The following is a 19,181-nucleotide window of genomic DNA, read 5'->3' on the forward strand; positions in this document are numbered from 1 at the left end:
TAACCTCCTTTCCAAATATCAATAGGCTCATCATTTTTTATATGCGGCTCATGCTCGTACATAGACCGAATGATTGAATTATTAACGCTTTCATACCTTATATCCACATAGTCGATCGAATAGTTTATATAACCTCCCCCTAAAGTTTCGGAAGTCATAGAAAGTAGGTAATCGCTGTGCTTGATACGATCATAGTTTTAACGATAATGGCAATTGTACTGATTGTGCATATGTTCATCGAAGCTCATCTGAATCGATTGATCTCAATCGATCTCAACATTAACGGCTTGCCGGAACCGTTCATAGGGAAGCGGCTATTTTTTATTTCTGATATTCATCGCCGTCGTATCTCTAGACGGTGGGTGGAATCCTTTGATCCGAAGGCGGATTATCTTATAATCGGCGGAGATCTGACTGAGAAAGGGGTTTCGCTCTCAAGAGTGCGGGAAAATGTTCAGCTCCTGAAGGAACAAGGACCCGTTTATTTCATATGGGGGAATCATGATTGGGATGCAGGCTATCATCAAGTGAAAAAACTGCTTGACCGAGAATCAATCACAATATTGGATAATACGACATATATTGTGCACGAGGATGGAGCGTCACTTAACTTCTCGGGTGTCAATGATCTGTTGCGTGGTCATTGTGATCTTGAAAAGACACTTGCGGCAAGAGATACGGGGGCGCCAACACTTTTATTTAGCCACAATCCGGATATAAAGTATGCGTTAACACAACAATTGACTATTCCTTACGTCATTTCAGGACATACACATGGTGGGCAAATCAATGTATTTGGTTATACATTGAAGGAAAAAGCAGGGGTAAAAAAAATGCCTTATGGAACACTAATAATCAGCGGCGGCTATGGTACAACCAAACTACCGCTGCGTCTTGGCGCGAAGCCTGACGCATTGATGCTTACATTGAGGAGGGAAAAGCCTTGAAAATGTAAAAGCATGTACATTTTCGGCTATGCGTTGTATACTACACTCAAGTCTCTTGTTCGCTGCGGCGTTAGCGAACCCGGCTTGTCTTTTAAGTATCTGTCATGGACCAAGCTCCAAACAGGAGACACCGAAATATGCCGAGATCATATAATTATAATAAAGGTCTGCGGTGGTGCAAAGAAGAGATTAGGCTGGACGGCAAGGAGGACATTTGCGATGCGACTGGAACGTTTAAATAGCGACAGGATCAAAATATTCCTGACCTTTGACGATCTCAAAGAACGAGGCATTACAAAGGAAGATATGTGGCACGACTTGCCAAGAGTCGAAAAACTATTTCGGGATATGATGCTTGAGGCAGATGATGAGCTCGGCTTCGAGGCATCCGGTCCGATTGATGTTGAAGTATTTTCTCTCCCGGCACAAGGTATGGTCGTTATTGTGTCTAAGGGAAGAAACGAACATCGTGATGATACCGAAGATGATTTTGAGGATGACGACGATTTCATTCAAATGCAGGTGACTTTGGATGAAAGTAAGGACGTTCTTTATCAGTTCGAACAATTAGATGATGTGATTGCTCTATCTAAAACACTTCATGATTTGGGGATCCGCGCAGGAAGCCTCTTCTTATTTGAAAACAAATATTATATACATTTCGATGAACATCACTTAAGTGATGATAGTAATTTAGAAACGCTCGTTGCGATCCTCGCGGAGTATGGGAATACCTCGACCATCACAATATATAGACTTGAAGAGTATGGTAAATGCCTAATGAAGGACGCAGCAATTGCCGATCTATACCGATATTTTATTAAAGCTCCGCATGCTTGATGACGCGGGGTTTTTCATTGTCCCTTAGTTCGTTTAGAGCACTGAAGGATTTGTATACTAAACTTTATGCGTTAATCTGTGTCTTAATGAATTAATTATAGAATAAAATGATTGAGTTGATGGCGCAGTTTACTTGAGGATGAGAAGAAAGGAAGATTTGAGTGTCTGTTTACCGTCAGGACTATACCGGGAAGAACGATCGCTTCCTGAGTTCGGTTCGCGCTATGATTCAAACCTCGCTTGCCGATCTCGGCTATTCAGAGGATGTATTTGAGCTGTTAAAGGAGCCCCAGCGTACACTAGCCGTAAGAATACCTGTGAAAATGGATAACGGGCAGGTGCGGATTTTTACTGGTTACCGCGTGCAGCACAGCTTTTCAGTTGGTCCGACAAAAGGCGGAGTACTGTTTTATCCAGAAGTGTCCGAATCCCTGATGTATGGATTGTCAATGATGAATAGTCTTAAAAATGGTTTGCTTAATATTCCGTTTGGAGGAGCGAAGGGCGGAGTTATCTGCGAACCTAGGGAACTTTCATACCGCGAACTTGAACTTCTAAGCAGAGGCTACATACAAGCTATTCGATCAGTTATTGGTCCTTATCAAGATATTCTTGCACCTGATATGTTTACGAATTCACAAGTGATGGCATGGATGATGGACGAATACAGTAAGCTTTGTCCAGATCAGTCCGCGGGTTTCATTACCGGGAAACCCATTGTGCTTGGCGGCTTGAAAAGTCGCGAGAATTCAGCAGGACGCGGTATCGTCTTGTTTACCCGTGAAGCGGCAAAAAGGAAAAAAATTGATTTGAAGAATGCGACTGCCATTATACAGGGATTTGGAGCACTAGGCAGCTATGTTGCCAAATCATTATCCGATTCAGGTGTGACCATTACCGGACTTTCAGACGCCTATGGAGCAGTGTACAATCCGTCAGGACTTGAAATGAGCACATTGTTTGAATGCAGAGACAGCTTTGGAACGATCACCAAGCTATATAAACATACACTGACCAGTCAAGAACTCGTGGAGAAGCCGTGTGATATCATGGTGCTCGCCGCTGTCGAAAACCAGATTACAGAGAGCAATGTTCAGAAGATAAGAAGCGGGCTTGTAATTGAAGCTGCCGATGGTGCTGTATCTGATCAGGCGGCGGATCGAATGAATCAAAATGGTATCTTGTTTATTCCGGAAATACTGACAAGCTCCGGGGATATGACTGCTTCTTATATTGAATGGGCACAAAACAGGCAAGGACTTATTTGGAGTAAGGAAGAAGGAGAAAAACGAGTGCGACACATTCTAGCGGACGCGTTCTCCCGTATCCATAATATTGCCGAAGAGCGCAAGACTTCGATGAAAGCGGCAGCTTGTTTCGCCGGTGTTTACACGATTGCTGAATCTGCTCGCACACGTGGATGGTTCTGAATTCAGAATGAACTGAAATTCAAAAAAATAAAAGTGATTGAGGCGGTTATGATGCGTTCATAACCGCTTTTTTCAATGCATAAAACATTTGTTTCTTGGAAACATAAAGCTGATTTCTGAGTTTTAGGGAAAGTATATGAACTTTTGAGTGGCCACAGGCGCACTCCAGGGAGGATTAAGTCATTGAGTAAACGACTGATTCGAGGTCTATGTGTTGCAATTCTCGCATCTGTCTTGTTGTTTCAGACTGGTGAAGCCGCCGCATTTTCAAATCGAGTGATCATGCGTGGCGATACGGGAGAAGATGTCGTCGAACTTCAGGCACGTCTTCAGTATATTAGTTTCTATAAGGGAAAAATTGATGGTTCCTTTGGCTATGGAACCTATTGGGCGCTTCGAAATTTTCAGTCTCAGTACGGTTTAAAGATAGATGGGATGGGAGGGAGCCAGACGAAGCAGAAGTTACTAAAAGCCTCACAATATAATCGTGATTTTGTCAATCGCAATATTAATGAGGGAAATACGTTTACCTATTACGGGGGCATCCCACTTGATCAACAAGTAAAGAAAAAAGCGCAAACTCCGAGCGGCAACACATCAAATAATTCGGGAAGCAGCAAACCGCCGCAACAGAATCAAGGAAATTACACGATGGATAATTTGCCGCAGGGTTATTCAAAATCTGACCTGAATCTTATGGCAAATGCGGTTTATGGGGAGTCTCGAGGAGAACCTTATATCGGCCAAGTCGCTGTCTCAGCAGTAATTATCAATCGTGTAGCCGATCCGCGATTCCCAAATAATATCTCCGATGTGATCTTTCAACCGGGGGCGTTCACAGCAGTTGCCGATGGGCAAATTTGGTTGACACCAAATGATACGGCAAAAAAAGCGGTCATGGATGCGATCAATGGTTGGGATCCTTCAAACGGGGCACTTTACTATTTTAATCCAGATACAGCTACTTCGGCGTGGATATGGACAAGACCGCAAATTGGCAAAATCGGCAAACACATTTTTTGTAAATAGGAGGGATGCATATGAAACGCCGGTATTGGATAGCTTTTGTATCTGTTGCGGTTCTGCTGATTGGAATAGGTGTGTGGGGTTATCAGGAGCATCAGATGAAAAAGGCGGTCGTTATTCAGGCAGAAAATCACTATCAGCAAGCCTATCATGAGTTGACCTATTATGTCGATTCTTTGGAAGAATCGCTTGGCATGTCACTTGCGATGCAGTCGCGTGAGACGATGCGTCCGCAACTTGTGGAATCGTGGAGACTGAGTGCTTTGGCGCATGCGGCAGCCAATGAACTTCCACTTACACGGCTGCCCTTTAACAGAACAAATGAGTTTCTTGCACATGTTGGTGAGTTTACGTATAACACTGGGGTCAAGACCACAAACGATCGCCCTCTAAGCACAAAAGAATATAAGAATCTGCAGAAACTCTATTCAGAGTCAATGTCCATCCGCGACGAGCTAAGGGATGTACAGTCAAAGGTAATGTCCCATCATCTACGTTGGATGGATGTAGAATGGGCGCTCAATGGCAAGAAGCAGAATCAGGACAATCAAGTAATTGATGGTATGAAACGTGTTGATGGTCAGGCAACCGATTATACTAACAGTTTCAGTCCGGAGAATCCTAGAAACGTGGTTCTTGAAAAGAAACATATAAATCCGATGAAAGGTTCACTCGTGACACGCGATCAAGCGGTCACTAATCTGAAAAAGTGGACGAATCTTCCGCATGCGGAAGTACGTAAGGTAAGTGAAACAGGAAAGGGATCCAATGTACCCGCCTTTGAGATTGTTTTGAGAGATAAAGACAGATCGCTGAACGCATCAGTCACAAGAAGAGGCGGGCACGTGATTTGGTATCTATTTGAGCGCTCGGTCAAAAATGAACAACTGAATCTCTACGAGGCGTCAAGAAAGTCAGAAACATTTCTAAAAGAACATCAATTGAAGGATATGGTGTTAACCAAGCGAAACAAATACAATCATGTTGCTGTGTTGACCTATGTCCTTCGAAAGAGTGGTGTTCGTGTATATCCGGCATCAATGCGAATTAAAGTAGCGCTTGATAATGGAGAAATCCTTGCTTTTGACCAGACAGATTATTTATTTAATAAATACGATGATGTGCCGGTCAAACCGAAAATTTCAGAGAGCGAAGCGCGAAAGCAACTGAATCCGAACCTGAAAATACAGGAATCAAGCCTTGTCGTATTTCAGAATCCACTGTTGAAAAACGTGCTGTGCTATGAATTTTTTGCGACAAGAGCTAACGACACTTATCGAATCATGCTAAACGCCAACAATGGGGATCAGGAAAAAATCGAGTTATTGAGAGAATAGTGACTCTAAAAGAAACATATGAGTCAATCGGTAAAGACTTGGCTGAATCAAACCTTCTAAGGTATAATGTTGCTAGGTATGCGTCTTTTGGCATAAGTTGGCAAGATTGAAATTCATGATTGAAGAGATTAAAATGCGGGGGAGACGATCATGAAACTGAAAGTTGGCGAAACGCTGATTTTAGAAGAATTAAACAATCAGAAACAAATCATTCGTTATCGATGCAAGATTGCCGAGATCAGAGAAAATGCTTTATTAATTGATTATCCAATCGAAGAGAAGACAGGAAAGTCCCCTGTTTTGCTTAATGGTACTTCGTTCACGGCGATCTATGTTGTTGATAATCAAGTGTTCCGTTTTCTAACAACTTTCGTTTGCCGAATTTCTGGACAAGTCCCTGTGATGCTCATGAGTTTCGAAGGTGAAGACAAAATGGAAGAAATTCAGCGCAGGAATTATGTCCGAGTGGAAACAAATGTGGATATTGCCGTTCATTCTCTAACACAAGCATTCCGTCCGTTCGCCACGCTGACAAGTGATATAGGTGGGGGCGGGGCACTGATTCTCTTGCCGGAGAAGTCAGAGATTGGCGAGGAAGACTTGATTGAAGTATGGATTTCCCTTCCGATGGCGTCCGCAACATACCAATATGTTAAATTAAAAGGGAAGGTCATACGCGTATTTACGGATAAACATACAAACGGAATGAGGGCAACGATCGCATTTATCACGCAAACCGAGAGAGATCGACAGCCGATTATACGTTTCTGCTTTGAGAAGCAGTTGGAATCGAGAAAGAAACTGCTCGAAATGGAATCACGCAAACATAGCTAATCAGCATTGAAACAGTCAAAGAATCAGATAAGACAGATGGGAGTAGGCACGGAATATGGAGAACTTATTTCAAGTGGCAATCGACGGACCTGCCGCGGCAGGGAAAAGTACAGTCGCGAAGATTACCGCTAAAACACTGGGGTTTGTTTATATTGATACGGGGGCGATGTATCGTTCACTCACATATAAGGCGCTCAAGCAAAAAAAGGATTTAAATGATGCGCGTCAATTGAAAAAATTGCTTAACCAAACAGAAATTAAATTAGTTCAAGAAGGAAGCGGACAAAAAGTTTATGTGGACGGTGAGGATGTGACTGAACGCATTCGCTATCCTGATGTTTCTGAACATGTCTCATTGGTTTCCTCTTTTGAAGATGTTCGAACGGAAATGGTTAATCGTCAGCGCAAGCTTGCTGAATCGTGCAGCGTAGTTATGGATGGACGAGATATCGGGACACATGTTCTTCCCGATGCTCAAGTGAAAATATTTTTGATCGCTTCAGTTGATGAACGCGCGGTTCGAAGGTATCGTGAAGAGGAACTCAAAGGCAGGCATCCATCTATGGAATCATTGAGAGAAGCCATTGCGCTTAGAGACAAAAAGGATATGGAACGAGAAGTTTCCCCGCTTGTTAAAGCAGACGACGCGATTGCCCTCGACACCACTTCACTAACCATTGATGAAGTTGTTGAGCAAATTCTGCATTTCGTAAAGGAGAAACAGCACTCTTGAATCTTTACTCTATAGGAAAACGACTCGTGAACGTGTACTATCATCTTAACTTTAAAATTCAAGTCATAGGGCTTGAAAATGTTCCGGAGCATGGCGGTGTGCTGATCTGCAGCAATCATCTGTCCAATTTCGACCCGCCGTTCATTGGTACACAAATTGCCCGGCCATTAAGCTTTATTGCTAAATCAGAACTATTTAAGGTTCCTGTTTTAGGACAATTGCTGCCCCATTTGAACGCGTTTCCGATACGTCGCGGGGAAGGAGACCGCGGGGCGATTCGATTGGCTCTTAAGCTGATTCGCGCAGGACACGCGTTGCTGCTCTTCCCGGAAGGACATCGGAATTTAGAGCACACGCCAATGAAACGCGGCCTTTCAGGAGCCGGCTTCTTCGCTATGAAAACAGATGCGGTAGTCGTTCCATGTGCCATAATTGGTCACTATAAATTCAGAAGCAAAATGAAGATCGTTTTTGGTAAACCTATTGATACAACGGTAATGAAAAATCAAAAATTAAAGTCAGCTGACGCCAGCTCGGCAATCATGCAACATATTCAGGCATTGCTTGACGCGTACACAGGTCCAACTGCTTGACAAAAGCGTCTATTTGTAAGAAGTTATGAGTAGGATATTTTCTCGTCTGGTTAATTAAAGGAGGTCCCGGAGAATGGCTGAAGAAGTAAATCATGAATTAACGTCTTTCGATGCGCTTAATGTTGGAGATGTAGTTAACGGAAAAGTAACAAAAGTAGAAGAAAAACATGCTTTAGTTGATGTTGGATATAAAGTAGATGGCATACTGCCTATCAGTGAACTTTCAAGTCTTCATGTTGAAAAAGTTTCCGATTTGCTTCACGAAGGTGATGAGGTCAGCGTGAAAGTGACGAAACTTGAAGATGATGAACTCGTTCTGTCCAAGAGAGAGGTTGACGCGGATAGAGCTTGGGGAGATCTTGAGACAAAATTCAATGAGAAGACGACTTTCTCTGTTGAGATTGCTGACGTTGTTAAAGGCGGTTTGGTTGTCGATCTCGGCGTGCGCGGATTTATTCCTGCATCACTCGTGGAAAGGCATTTTGTGGAGGATTTCAGCGACTACAAAGGCAATCCTCTTGATGTGAAAATTGTCGAGCTTGATCGCGAAAAAAGAAAAGTCATTCTTTCGCATCGAGCGGTTCTTGATGAAGAAGCCGATAAGCACAAGCTTGAAACACTCGAAGGAATTAAAGAAGGTTCCGTTCTTGAAGGAACGGTACAAAGACTGACTGATTTTGGTGCGTTCGTTGATATCGGCGGCGTGGATGGTCTTGTTCATATTTCACAACTTGCCCACTATCATGTTGAAACGCCTTCTGAAGTTGTTTCCGAAGGGGATAAGGTCAAGGTTAAGGTCCTGTCCGTTGATCCGGAAAATGAACGGATTTCTCTATCTATCAAGGCGACACAGCCAGGTCCGTGGGAAACAGCAAAGTCGAAAATCAGTGCGGGAGATGTTCTTGAAGGAACAGTTAAGAGACTTGTTCCATTCGGTGCGTTTGTCGAACTGCTTCAAGGCGTAGAAGGACTGGTTCACATCTCCGAAATTTCACATGACCACATCGGAACTCCTGAAGAGGTACTTTCAGAAGGTCAAAAGATCAATGTTAAAGTTCTGGACGTGAATTTCAACGAACAACGCATCTCACTGAGCATTAAAGCACTTGAGGAACCGAAAGCGGAGAACCATGTGGAACAATCTGCTGAAACTCCTGAAATTGAGGAAGCGACGACAGGATTTTCACTAGGCGATATGATTGGCGACCAGTTAAAAAAATATAAATAATTCAATGATTGAGCGTGATGAAGCGGAAAATGTTGGGAGCACGAGCCTGTTTCCTTCCTTTTCCGCTTTTTCAGGGATTTGACCAATATCAATCATGGATTCCGTATCTTTTTGTGATTCGTAGGCAATGAATGAGAGATAAAGGGTTATTAATGTTACCATTTTTAAACCTCTCCTTATAAAGGAAAGGTTTTCTTTATGCGGACATTCAGCACAGATCCAGAAGATGAAGCGAAAACAATTTGAATAAGCTTCATTGAAATGAGTATTTAAAGGAGGACCATTATGTCTAAACCCACGATCGCTATTGTTGGCCGCCCGAATGTCGGTAAATCGACACTTTTTAACCGTATTGTTGGAGGTCGTATGGCCATTGTCGAGGATAAACCGGGAGTAACTCGCGACCGATTATATGGAAACGGGTCATGGCTGACACATGAGTTTCATGTTATTGACACGGGAGGTATTGAACTTGGTGATGAACCGCTCTTGGCGCAGATGCGTGCCCAGGCCGAAATTGCTGTTGACGAATCTGATGTGATTTTATTTCTTGTCGACGGCAAAACAGGATTAACAGATGCGGATGAAATCGTCGCTCAGCTCTTGAGACGATCAAAGAAACCGGTTGTCCTAGCTGTCAATAAACTGGATAATTTCGAGCAAAGGCAACAGATGTACGAATTCTATTCAGTTGGTCTTGGTGACCCGTACGCGATTTCCTGCGCGCACGGACAAGGTATCGGTGACTTGTTAGATGCTGTCGTTGCGAAGTTCCCATCTGCAGAAATGAATCCGGAAGATGACGGCGCGATACGATTTGCCTTAATCGGTCGTCCAAACGTTGGAAAATCATCACTCGTAAATAAAATTCTCGGCAAGGAACGCGTGATTGTTAGTGACATAGCCGGCACTACGCGTGATGCCATTGATTCGCCTTTTACAAGGGACGGACAGAATTATGTGATCGTTGATACTGCAGGTATACGCAGGCGCGGACGTGTTTATGAAAAAACGGAGAAATACAGCGTACTGCGCGCACAGCGTTCGATTGAAGAATCCGATGTCGTTCTTGTTTTAATCAATGGTGAAGAAGGCATCATTGAACAGGATAAGAAAATCGCTGGGTATGCCCATGATGCCGGTCGAGCAATCGTCATTGTTGTCAACAAATGGGATGCTGTTGAAAAGGACGGCAAGACCATGGACAAGTTCAAAAAGAAAATTCGTGAGCAGTTTCAATTTATTGATTACGCGCCAATTGTTTTTCTTTCTGCGTTAACGGGAAGTCGAGTCGACCAGATTCTCCCCGTTATTCAACAAGTGGCTGAAAACCACAGTTTACGTGTGCAGACAAGTCTGCTCAATGATTGTATTATGGATACAGTGGCGATGACACCGCCTCCTTCAGATAAAGGAAAAAGGCTTAAAATTTATTATGCAACTCAAGTGTCCGTTCGGCCACCGGTATTTGTTTTGTTTGTTAATGATCCGGAGCTTCTGCATTTTTCCTATGTGAGGCACATTGATAATCGTTTGCGTGAAACCTTTGGCTTCGTTGGTACACCGATTAAAATTTTGTCACGCAAGAAGAATGAAAAGTAAAGGGGATGTTTGAATCATGATGATCGCGCTTTCAATCATTGTTTCATACCTTATTGGATCAATCAGCTTTAGCTATTTAATTACTAAAAAAATAAAAAAAATTGATATTCGAAAAACCGGGAGTGGAAACGCCGGAGCAACAAACACGATGCGTGTTCTTGGAACTGGACCTGCGATAGGCGTACTGCTTCTTGATGTATTAAAGGGAATCGTTTGTGTAGTGATTGCCAGAGCATTGGGGTTACCTGATTGGGCAGTTGCTCTGTCTGGATTCGCATCAATTATTGGACACGACTTTCCTGTGTATTTTGGATTTAAAGGCGGCAAAGGGGTAGCCACAACCATTGGTGTTTTCTTTATGATTATGCCGTTGTATGCATTGATCGCCGGCATTCTGACCATTTTAATCATCGCTGCCACACGATTTGTCTCTTTGGGATCCCTGTTTTTTCTAATTGCCACTCCTGTTCTCGGATGGATTTTTAGTGATTATTCATCAGGAGTACTGGTTGCGGCTTTTCTGATCTCGCTTCTGGCATTCTATCAGCATCGGGCAAATATTGTTCGTCTGATTCACGGCAATGAAAACAAGCTCGGTCATAAGAAGGCTCAGGCTTAAGGATTATCTGAGGTTTACCGATAACTTTAAATCAAGGAGGCAGAGCGATGAAGAAAATAGCGGTTTTGGGTGCGGGAAGCTGGGGTACAGCGCTTTCGATGGTTTTGGCGGATAACGGGTATGCGGTTTCACTCTGGAGTCATAGGAAAGAGCAGGCAGAAGAAATTCTGAATCAACATACCAATCAAAAGTATCTCCCTGATGTCACTTTGCCAAGTCATATACAAGGTACTAATGAATTGAGTGAAGCACTTGATCAGGCGTCCGCCATACTGCTTGTTGTGCCGGCAAAAGCAATGCGAAGTGTTTTGGAACAAATAAAAGACCAGCTTAAGCAGCCGATGTTGTTCATACATGGAGTTAAGGGAATTGAGCCGGGCTCATTCAAACGGATGTCTGAAGTCATTGAGGAGGAGATTCCTGCATCCCTTCGAACGGCGGTCGTTGTTCTTTCTGGCCCCAGCCACGCAGAAGAAGTATCGCTCAGACATCCGACAACAGTTGCGGTTGCCTCATCAGATCTCGAAGCTGCGAGAAAGGCACAGGATCTCTTTTTCAATCACTATTTCCGTGTGTACACGAACGAGGACACGGTTGGTGTTGAAATTGGCGGAGCGCTTAAAAATATTATCGCACTTGGCGCAGGTATGTTGGACGGACTGGGTTATGGCGATAATGCAAAAGCCGCTTTAATCACACGCGGACTCGCTGAAATTTCGCGGCTAGGAACGAAAATGGGCGCTCATCCGTTGACATTTATCGGATTAACTGGAATGGGCGACTTGATCGTCACGTGTACGAGCGTCCACAGTAGGAACTGGAGAGCGGGCAATATGCTTGGAAAAGGCAAGAAGCTTGATGCTGTATTACAACAGATGGGCATGGTTGTGGAGGGCGTCCGTACTGCGGAGGCTGCATACGCTTTAGCTCAAAAAATGAAGATTGAAATGCCGATCACGACTGCCATTTATCAGGTGCTGTTTGATGGAAAACATCCGAAAACGGCCGTTGATGAACTAATGGATCGTGATAAAAAGGATGAAATTGCGCCTTTGACCCATAGTCTTGCTGAACAAATCGCGCGTGAAAAATAAGGATAGCTGGCACAATGCTCCTTTTCCCGCATACCATGTAAGGAAGGCAGGGCAAAGGAGGACGTTCATTGGATTACACTAATCCTTTTTTTGATAACATTGAAAAGAAGACGAACGTGAAGAAAGAGGATATCCTTGAGATTGCCAACTCAGTATCAAACGCTGATTTTAGCGATCCCAAAGTTGTTAAAGAGCTTATTGCTCGCATTGGTGGCACGGCCGGTGTACCTGTTTCAAAGGAAAAGGAAGAGGCAATTGTAAAGGCCATTACCTCGGGGAATATGCCGAGCAGCTTCTCGTCTCTGTCAAAAATTTTCGGCCCAAAAAATTAGTATTGGGCCGTCGTCAGCGGCAAACGAAGAAGCAATAGCATAATGTATAGGTGCGTCAATCATTTTGCAAGAGCGTTAAAGGCGTGGAGGGATTTAGTCGTGTGGGGAGAAAACGTTACAGTTTTCTCCCCATTTTTTTTATCTACTATAGGCATAAAAAATGAATTGGACAATAGTTTAGTATGGATAGGCGGCAGATCTATAAAGCTGCTGGTTCAACTTGAATACATTACTTCGGACGGTTCCATTTTTTATTGGAATAATCAATGGACAAAGTCATATGTTTAGAACGACCAAGGTAGTTTATTGCAGAAGGAGGAGCGGGAGGGTGCCAACTTTGGAAAAACTTGAACGAGTGGACATTTTCAAGGACATTGCTGAACGAACAGGCGGGGATATTTACTTAGGTGTAGTCGGAGCCGTCCGAACCGGAAAGTCGACATTTATTAAGAAATTCATGGAACTTGTTGTACTGCCGAATATTGAAGATGAGGCTGATCGTGTACGCGCGAAAGATGAACTGCCTCAGAGTGCAGCGGGCAAACAGATTATGACGACCGAACCCAAATTTATTCCAAATCACGCAGTGAAAGTGACTGTGGAAGAAGGACTTGATGTCAACATTCGGGTCGTTGATTGTGTTGGTTATGCAGTGAAAAGCGCAAAAGGATTTGAAGATGAAAACGGTCCGCGCATGGTGCATACACCTTGGTATGATGAACCGATTCCGTTTCAGGAAGCGGCAGAAATCGGAACACGTAAAGTTATTCAGGAACACTCCACTCTAGGTGTGGTTGTTACGACAGACGGTTCGATCGGCGAAATTGGCCGCGACGATTACGTGGAGGCGGAGGAGCGGATTGTTGATGAGCTGAAAGAGGTTGGAAAGCCGTTCATTTTAATCATCAACTCAACGCATCCGTATCATCCGGATACTGAGGCGCTACGTAAAGAGCTGTCCGAAAAATACGACATTCCCGTCCTTGCTCAAAGCGTCGAGAACATGACTGAACACGACATCAACAACATTTTACGCGAAGCATTGTTTGAATTCCCGGTTCTTGAGGTGAATGTGAATCTACCTAGTTGGGTCATGGTTCTGAAAGATGAGCACTGGCTGCGTAAAAGTTACGAGGACGCCGTTAAAGAAACAGTAAAAGATATTAAACGGCTCCGTGATGTCGACCGTGTTGTCGGTTCTTTTGGTCAATATGATTTCATTGAGAACGCTCAGCTCTCAGGTATTGAAATGGGCAAAGGAACGGCCGAAATAGACTTGTTCGCTCCGGATAACCTCTATGATCAAGTGCTTAAAGAAGTTGTCGGAGTCGAGATTCGCGGCAAGGACCATCTGCTTCAACTGATGCAGGAGTTCGCTCATGCCAAGCGTGAATATGATCAGGTTGCCGACGCGCTTCAAATGGTGAAGCAAACCGGTTACGGCATCGCAGCACCTTCAATCAGTGACATGAGTCTTGATGAGCCCGAAATCATTAAACAAGGTTCACGCTTCGGTGTGAGACTCAAAGCGGTTGCTCCGTCGATCCATATGATCAAAGTAGATGTACAGTCTGAATTTGCACCGATCATCGGCACGGAGAAGCAGAGCGAAGAACTGGTTCGTTATCTCATGCAGGACTTCGAGGATGATCCGCTATCAATCTGGAACTCTGATATATTCGGACGTTCTCTGAACTCAATTGTACGGGAAGGTATCTCAGCGAAGCTGGCATTAATGCCTGAGAACGCGCGCTACAAATTAAAAGAAACCTTGGAGCGGATCATTAATGAGGGCTCAGGCGGTTTAATCGCGATCATTCTGTAATTGTTCGTCATTTGTTGAACGAAGCTTTAGATCCCTCAGGGGGTCTTTTTTCTTTCTCCATAGAATTTGAATGCGGAACTGCTTAGGTATCCACAAGACTTTTAATGCCATTTGATGGATTGATAGTGTATCATGAATAAATTGAAAAATATTGGAAGTTAATTTGCCGGAAAACGATTAAAAAGCCGCAGATATGGCAATATTTTTATAAAAGCTGTTGAATTCTTCCATCACATCGTATATGATAAGCGTTGTTGATGTTTCATCCAGCACAAAAAGGGAGTTATTCCTTTTTAAGGAGGTGAAAGTGTTGAATAAGACTGAATTGATTACTGCGGTTGCAGAATCTGCTGAACTTTCTAAAAAAGATGCTACAAAAGCTGTTGATTCTGTCCTGTCAACGATTGCCGATGCTTTGAAAGGCGGGAGCAAGGTTCAATTGATCGGATTTGGCAATTTTGAAGTTCGTGAACGCTCTGCTCGCAAAGGCCGCAATCCTCAAACGGGGGAAGAAATCGAAATTAGTGCAAGCAAGGTACCGGCGTTCAAACCGGGTAAAGCATTGAAAGAAGCCGTCCAATGATCTGAATTGATACATAGGACGTACGTTCGAAGGAGTCATCCGTCTTGGATGGCTCCTTTTGATTCAGAAAAGGATTAATTTATGGCGGTATTAATGACTTTCCTTTATTTTTATGGTTGCCTATGCTAGAATTTTTTACTAGGGCAACTAACGTTTACATAGGACTCAGGAATAATGCGCCGTTTCCATGGCAACAGGTACAGCAAAGTGCGGCGCGACTACGATTTGTTTATGCGGGTAGGATAAATTGGGAGGCTGCATTAAGTGAATGTGGATCATGAAAAGATAGAAAAAGCGGTTCGAATGATACTTGAAGCGATCGGAGAAGATCCTGATCGGGAAGGGCTTTTGGAGACACCGCAACGTGTGGCACGTATGTATGAAGAAATTTTTCAAGGAATGCAGCAGGATCCGAAAGAATACTTGTCGAAAATTTTTAACGAAGCACACGAAGAACTTGTTCTTGTTAAGGACATTCCATTTTATTCTATGTGTGAGCATCATTTAGTCCCTTTTTTCGGGAAAGCTCATGTGGGATACATACCAAGAGGCGGTCGTGTAACCGGACTCAGTAAATTAGCTCGGGCAGTTGAAGTGGTTGCGAAAAGACCGCAGCTTCAAGAGCGGTTGACTACGGAAGTGGCAGACAGCATTGTGGAAACTCTAAAGCCATACGGCGTCATCGTTGTTGTCGAGGCTGAACACATGTGCATGACAATGCGCGGCGTTAAAAAACCGGGATCGAGAACCATCACTTCGGCGGTGCGCGGCGTTTTCCAAAAAGATTCAACAGCACGAGCAGAAGCGATGTCGTTAATAAATCATTAATTTAGATTGGAAAGCGAGGAATGGTTCATGGAACTTAAAAGCGAAGAAGTATTAGGTGATTATTTTGTCATTAAAGCCGAAGAAGACGGAGTGAATGTCATCGGTCTAACTCGAGGAGCTGAAACACGTTTTTTTCATACGGAAAAATTAGATAAAGGTGAAGTGATGATCGCGCAATTCACAGAGCATACCTCAGCGATTAAAGTTCACGGAAAGGCAACTATTCAGACAAAGCACGGCACAATTACATCCGAATGACGCATCGCTTCATCTCCTACCGACGTTTTATTTTCATTATTTGCATAGGAGGCCGACGGTATTGGCGTTAAATGAAGAATTGGAGTTGGTGTATCATCAGCTTCGGAGCGAATTGAACCACACATATGTCCAGACCATTTTGCCTGAACCGACGATTGATCGGGACAAACTCGCTATTTACTATTTATTGTTTCGCCATCAAGAAACAAAAGAAAGTGCGGCTGCTTGCGCAAAGAGCGTGATGGTTGCAGAAATCGGATTGGACACGCATGAGTCGATGACGATAGAGAAACAAGTAGATAAAGATTTGATTAAGAAAAGACAGTTGACGGTACTGTCCGGTGATTTCTACAGTGCCCTGTACTATTATTCGCTCGCGCGTCAATCGAAATTAGAAGTCGTAAAATGGGTGGCACAAGCTATTCAGAGTTTCAATGTGCGTAAATGCTCGTTCTTTTATTCGACATCTCATCTGGGATGGGCCGAGATCATTGAATCCGTGAAGAAAATTGAGAGCGCTCTAGTGGAAAAAATTGCCTGCCAATTGGGATTAATACATGCGGTTCCATTACTAAATGACTTTTTCCTGATAAAAAGGTTAATCTTTGAAAAGAAAAGTCAAGCGGAGTTGGGGCAACTGAGTTACTTTTCACAAAAGCTCGTTGATGGTGTGGAAAATGTTTCGGATAAATTAGATCAAGAAATTAAGCATAAGGTCGCGTGTCTGTCAATGGCACTGGATCAATCGGCAAAGCATTCAGGGATGTTTCCACAAGTTGTGAACTATTTGCACGCGCGCTTAATAACGCTAGCTGAAGGGTTTGAAGAAAGGACTTATTAATTATGATGGACCAGGAAGAGAAACACGAAAGAGTGCATCACGTCTTTCAAAAGATCTACAAGAAATATGACGCGATGAATTCATTGATTAGTTTCAATCGTCACAAATCTTGGCGGCGACAAGCGGATCAAATCGTTTCGGCGAAACAAGGAGACAAAGTAATTGACGTATGTTGCGGAACCGGAGATTGGACATTATCGCTTGCAGAAGCTGTTGGTCCCCAAGGAAGGGTCGTCGGTCTTGACTTTAGTGATAACATGCTGAAGATTGCTCAGGCGAAACTAGAAGCGAGTCAGCTCGAGAACGTCACGCTTGTAAATGGAGATGCAATGGAGCTTCCCTATGAAGATGAATCATTTGATCGTGCGACGATTGGATTTGGATTAAGAAATGTTCCAGATTATTTAACTGTCTTAAAAGAAATAAATCGTGTTCTGCGACCAGGCGGAACGCTTGTCTGTCTTGAAACATCACAGACTAAAATACCTGTATACCGACAGCTATACTTCATCTATTTTCGCCTTATCATGCCGCTTCTGGGAAAGTTATTCGCCGGCAGCTACAAAGAATACGCCTGGCTGAATGAATCTGCAGCAAAGTTTCCCGATCAAAAGAAACTGACTCAACTCTTTTTGGACGCTCACTTTGAAAACATCTTGGTCCGTTCATTAATGGGAGGAATCGCTGCCATACATCGTGGAACGAAACCGCTAGATGATAAATCTGCGACGGTTGATCGGAAATAACGCGTGTTCGTGTTAACGAAAGGTGAAAGAGATGACCCTGTCAAGAATCTACATGGAACAAAAGAAGAATTTAAAAATAGTTGAAAAGCAGCTGGAATCAGTGCTTTGGGCACCGCACCCCATTCTTAATGAGGCGTCTCTTGACCTGCTCAAAGCAGGAGGCAAGAGAATTCGACCATTGTTGACTCTACTTTGTGCTCAATATGGTGATCCCTCGCGCAAAGCTGTGATTGATTCAGCGGTGATGCTGGAATTGATTCATATGGCTTCGCTTGTTCATGATGATGTGGTTGATGATTCGAATCTGCGGCGAGGGAAGCCAACGGTTAAAGCGCAGTGGGACAATAGAGTTGCCATGTACAGCGGCGATTTTATCTTTGCTAAGGCGATCGAACTTATCTCAGACCTTGAGAATCATGAAATTCATCGAAGTATATCACGAGTCATTCGTGACTTGAGTCTAGGCGAAATTGATCAGATCAAAGAGTTGTATAATTGGAAACAGAACCTGCGTGTTTATTTGAGAAGAATTAAGCGCAAAACAGCTTTGCTCATGGCGCTTAGTTGTCAGATAGGGGCTCTTGCTGCTGGCTGTCCCTCAAAGGTGGGAATAAAGCTCTATTATTTTGGCTATTATTTGGGTATGAGCTATCAAATTACCGATGATATTCTTGACTTCGTTGGTACGAATAAACAGCTGGGCAAACCTGCCGGGGGCGATTTGAGAAATGGAAATATTACACTGCCTACATTTTTTGCTCTAAATAAATATGGAATGCGTAATGCCATTCGTAATGTATTAGAGAGCAGCAGTACCGATCAGGGACAATGGGATACCGTTATTCAGGAGATTCGTGATTCAGGCGCGATTCAGGATTCAGAGCGGCTCAGTGACAACTATTTGCGCAAGAGCAGAGAAATCCTAGATCAATTGCCGCAACTTAGCACGGCGCGCTCATTAAAAGAAATTGCGGATTATATTGGTACGAGAAACTACTAATCGAGTAAGATGTCTAAATGACTATAGGGAGGCCGATGAAGATGGAGCGAACATTCTTGATGGTTAAGCCGGATGCTGTTAGGCGAGGATTGATTGGAAGTATCATTGCGCGTTTTGAAGCGAAGGGGTTTAAGATGATTGCCGGCAAACTCATGATCATTTCCGATGAGCTGGTCAAGAAACATTATTTTGAACATGAGGGACGCCCTTATTACAACGACTTAACAACTTTTATGACCTCAGGCCCCGTATTTGCTATGGTTTGGGAAGGCAACGACATTATTAAACTCTCACGATTTATGATGGGTTCAACCGATCCCGAAAAAGCGACTCCCGGAACCATTCGAGGAGATTACGCGACACGTATGAATCGAAATGTTATTCATGGGTCGGACTCAGCAGAGAATGCGGAGCGAGAAATTCGCCTTTTCTTTGAAGAAGAAGAATTTGTAAGCAATAAATAAGTAATGGACAAATAGATGAGG

Annotated in this window: 22 protein-coding genes; 21 read left to right on the forward strand and 1 reads right to left on the reverse strand. The window is 43.5% G+C overall.

Annotated features, from left to right (window positions below; all coding sequences use genetic code 11):
• The first annotated feature begins 176 nt into the window (after positions 1-176).
• The 9 genes from BM003_RS00500 to rpsA all read left to right on the forward strand — a co-directional run bounded on the left by BM003_RS00500 (position 177) and on the right by rpsA (position 8,968).
• Positions 177-947 (forward strand): metallophosphoesterase, encoded by a 771-nt coding sequence (locus BM003_RS00500; RefSeq protein ID WP_093668997.1) that lies wholly within the window; start codon positions 177-179, stop codon positions 945-947.
• Between the two features lie 219 nt (positions 948-1,166).
• Positions 1,167-1,787, forward strand: a complete 621-nt coding sequence (locus BM003_RS00505; RefSeq protein WP_093669657.1) for a genetic competence negative regulator — start codon at positions 1,167-1,169, stop codon at positions 1,785-1,787.
• Between the two features lie 224 nt (positions 1,788-2,011).
• Positions 2,012-3,217 (forward strand): Glu/Leu/Phe/Val family dehydrogenase, encoded by a 1,206-nt coding sequence (locus tag BM003_RS00510; protein WP_093669659.1) that lies wholly within the window; start codon positions 2,012-2,014, stop codon positions 3,215-3,217.
• Positions 3,218-3,400: 183 nt separating this feature from the next.
• Positions 3,401-4,246 (forward strand): spore cortex-lytic enzyme, encoded by an 846-nt coding sequence (sleB, locus tag BM003_RS00515; RefSeq protein ID WP_093668999.1) that lies wholly within the window; start codon positions 3,401-3,403, stop codon positions 4,244-4,246.
• A gap of 11 nt (positions 4,247-4,257) precedes the next feature.
• On the forward strand, positions 4,258-5,580 hold the full coding sequence (ypeB, locus tag BM003_RS00520) for a germination protein YpeB (protein WP_093669001.1): 1,323 nt from the start codon (positions 4,258-4,260) through the stop codon (positions 5,578-5,580).
• Between the two features lie 150 nt (positions 5,581-5,730).
• A complete protein-coding gene (locus BM003_RS00525; protein WP_093669003.1) occupies positions 5,731-6,414 on the forward strand; it encodes a flagellar brake protein in 684 nt (227 codons plus the stop codon).
• A gap of 55 nt (positions 6,415-6,469) precedes the next feature.
• A complete protein-coding gene (gene cmk, locus BM003_RS00530) occupies positions 6,470-7,147 on the forward strand; it encodes a (d)CMP kinase (RefSeq protein ID WP_093669005.1) in 678 nt (225 codons plus the stop codon).
• Positions 7,144-7,740, forward strand: a complete 597-nt coding sequence (locus BM003_RS00535) for a lysophospholipid acyltransferase family protein (protein ID WP_093669007.1) — start codon at positions 7,144-7,146, stop codon at positions 7,738-7,740. The genes cmk and BM003_RS00535 overlap by 4 nt, the downstream gene beginning before the upstream one ends.
• A gap of 73 nt (positions 7,741-7,813) precedes the next feature.
• Complete coding sequence (gene rpsA, locus BM003_RS00540) at positions 7,814-8,968, forward strand: 30S ribosomal protein S1 (RefSeq protein ID WP_093669009.1); 1,155 nt, start codon at positions 7,814-7,816, stop codon at positions 8,966-8,968.
• Here rpsA and BM003_RS00545 read toward each other — a convergent pair.
• Positions 8,951-9,130 (reverse strand): hypothetical protein, encoded by a 180-nt coding sequence (locus tag BM003_RS00545; RefSeq protein WP_093669011.1) that lies wholly within the window; start codon positions 9,128-9,130, stop codon positions 8,951-8,953. The genes rpsA and BM003_RS00545 overlap by 18 nt on opposite strands.
• A gap of 123 nt (positions 9,131-9,253) precedes the next feature.
• Here BM003_RS00545 and der point away from each other — a divergent pair, with 123 nt between their 5' ends.
• The 12 genes from der (at position 9,254) to ndk (ending at position 19,160) form a co-directional block, all read left to right on the forward strand.
• A complete protein-coding gene (der, locus tag BM003_RS00550; protein WP_093669013.1) occupies positions 9,254-10,570 on the forward strand; it encodes a ribosome biogenesis GTPase Der in 1,317 nt (438 codons plus the stop codon).
• Positions 10,571-10,586: 16 nt separating this feature from the next.
• The gene (gene plsY / locus BM003_RS00555; protein ID WP_093669015.1) at positions 10,587-11,189 is read left to right on the forward strand and encodes a glycerol-3-phosphate 1-O-acyltransferase PlsY; all 603 of its coding nucleotides are present in this window, start codon (positions 10,587-10,589) and stop codon (positions 11,187-11,189) included.
• Between the two features lie 47 nt (positions 11,190-11,236).
• A complete protein-coding gene (locus BM003_RS00560) occupies positions 11,237-12,283 on the forward strand; it encodes an NAD(P)H-dependent glycerol-3-phosphate dehydrogenase (protein ID WP_093669017.1) in 1,047 nt (348 codons plus the stop codon).
• A 68-nt stretch (positions 12,284-12,351) separates the two neighbouring features.
• On the forward strand, positions 12,352-12,615 hold the full coding sequence (locus BM003_RS00565; protein ID WP_093669019.1) for a stage VI sporulation protein F: 264 nt from the start codon (positions 12,352-12,354) through the stop codon (positions 12,613-12,615).
• Between the two features lie 337 nt (positions 12,616-12,952).
• The gene (spoIVA, locus tag BM003_RS00575) at positions 12,953-14,440 is read left to right on the forward strand and encodes a stage IV sporulation protein A (RefSeq protein ID WP_093669661.1); all 1,488 of its coding nucleotides are present in this window, start codon (positions 12,953-12,955) and stop codon (positions 14,438-14,440) included.
• Between the two features lie 310 nt (positions 14,441-14,750).
• The gene (locus BM003_RS00580) at positions 14,751-15,023 is read left to right on the forward strand and encodes an HU family DNA-binding protein (protein WP_093669023.1); all 273 of its coding nucleotides are present in this window, start codon (positions 14,751-14,753) and stop codon (positions 15,021-15,023) included.
• A gap of 264 nt (positions 15,024-15,287) precedes the next feature.
• Positions 15,288-15,851: a GTP cyclohydrolase I FolE gene (gene folE, locus BM003_RS00585; RefSeq protein WP_093669025.1), complete on the forward strand. Its 564-nt coding sequence runs from the start codon at positions 15,288-15,290 to the stop codon at positions 15,849-15,851.
• A gap of 27 nt (positions 15,852-15,878) precedes the next feature.
• On the forward strand, positions 15,879-16,109 hold the full coding sequence (gene mtrB / locus BM003_RS00590) for a trp RNA-binding attenuation protein MtrB (RefSeq protein WP_093669027.1): 231 nt from the start codon (positions 15,879-15,881) through the stop codon (positions 16,107-16,109).
• A gap of 61 nt (positions 16,110-16,170) precedes the next feature.
• Entirely contained in the window at positions 16,171-16,950 is a 780-nt protein-coding gene (locus BM003_RS00595) for a heptaprenyl diphosphate synthase component 1 (RefSeq protein WP_177184560.1), read from the forward strand.
• Between the two features lie 5 nt (positions 16,951-16,955).
• Positions 16,956-17,696 carry a demethylmenaquinone methyltransferase gene (locus BM003_RS00600; protein ID WP_093669663.1) on the forward strand — a complete coding sequence of 247 codons (741 nt, stop codon included), beginning with the start codon at positions 16,956-16,958 and terminating at the stop codon, positions 17,694-17,696.
• Between the two features lie 31 nt (positions 17,697-17,727).
• On the forward strand, positions 17,728-18,696 hold the full coding sequence (locus BM003_RS00605; protein WP_093669031.1) for a polyprenyl synthetase family protein: 969 nt from the start codon (positions 17,728-17,730) through the stop codon (positions 18,694-18,696).
• Between the two features lie 41 nt (positions 18,697-18,737).
• A complete protein-coding gene (gene ndk / locus BM003_RS00610; protein ID WP_093669033.1) occupies positions 18,738-19,160 on the forward strand; it encodes a nucleoside-diphosphate kinase in 423 nt (140 codons plus the stop codon).
• Positions 19,161-19,181: the final 21 nt, after the last annotated feature.

This window comes from Sporolactobacillus nakayamae (assembly GCF_900113325.1).
Taxonomy (GTDB): Bacteria; Bacillota; Bacilli; order Bacillales; family Sporolactobacillaceae; genus Sporolactobacillus; species Sporolactobacillus nakayamae.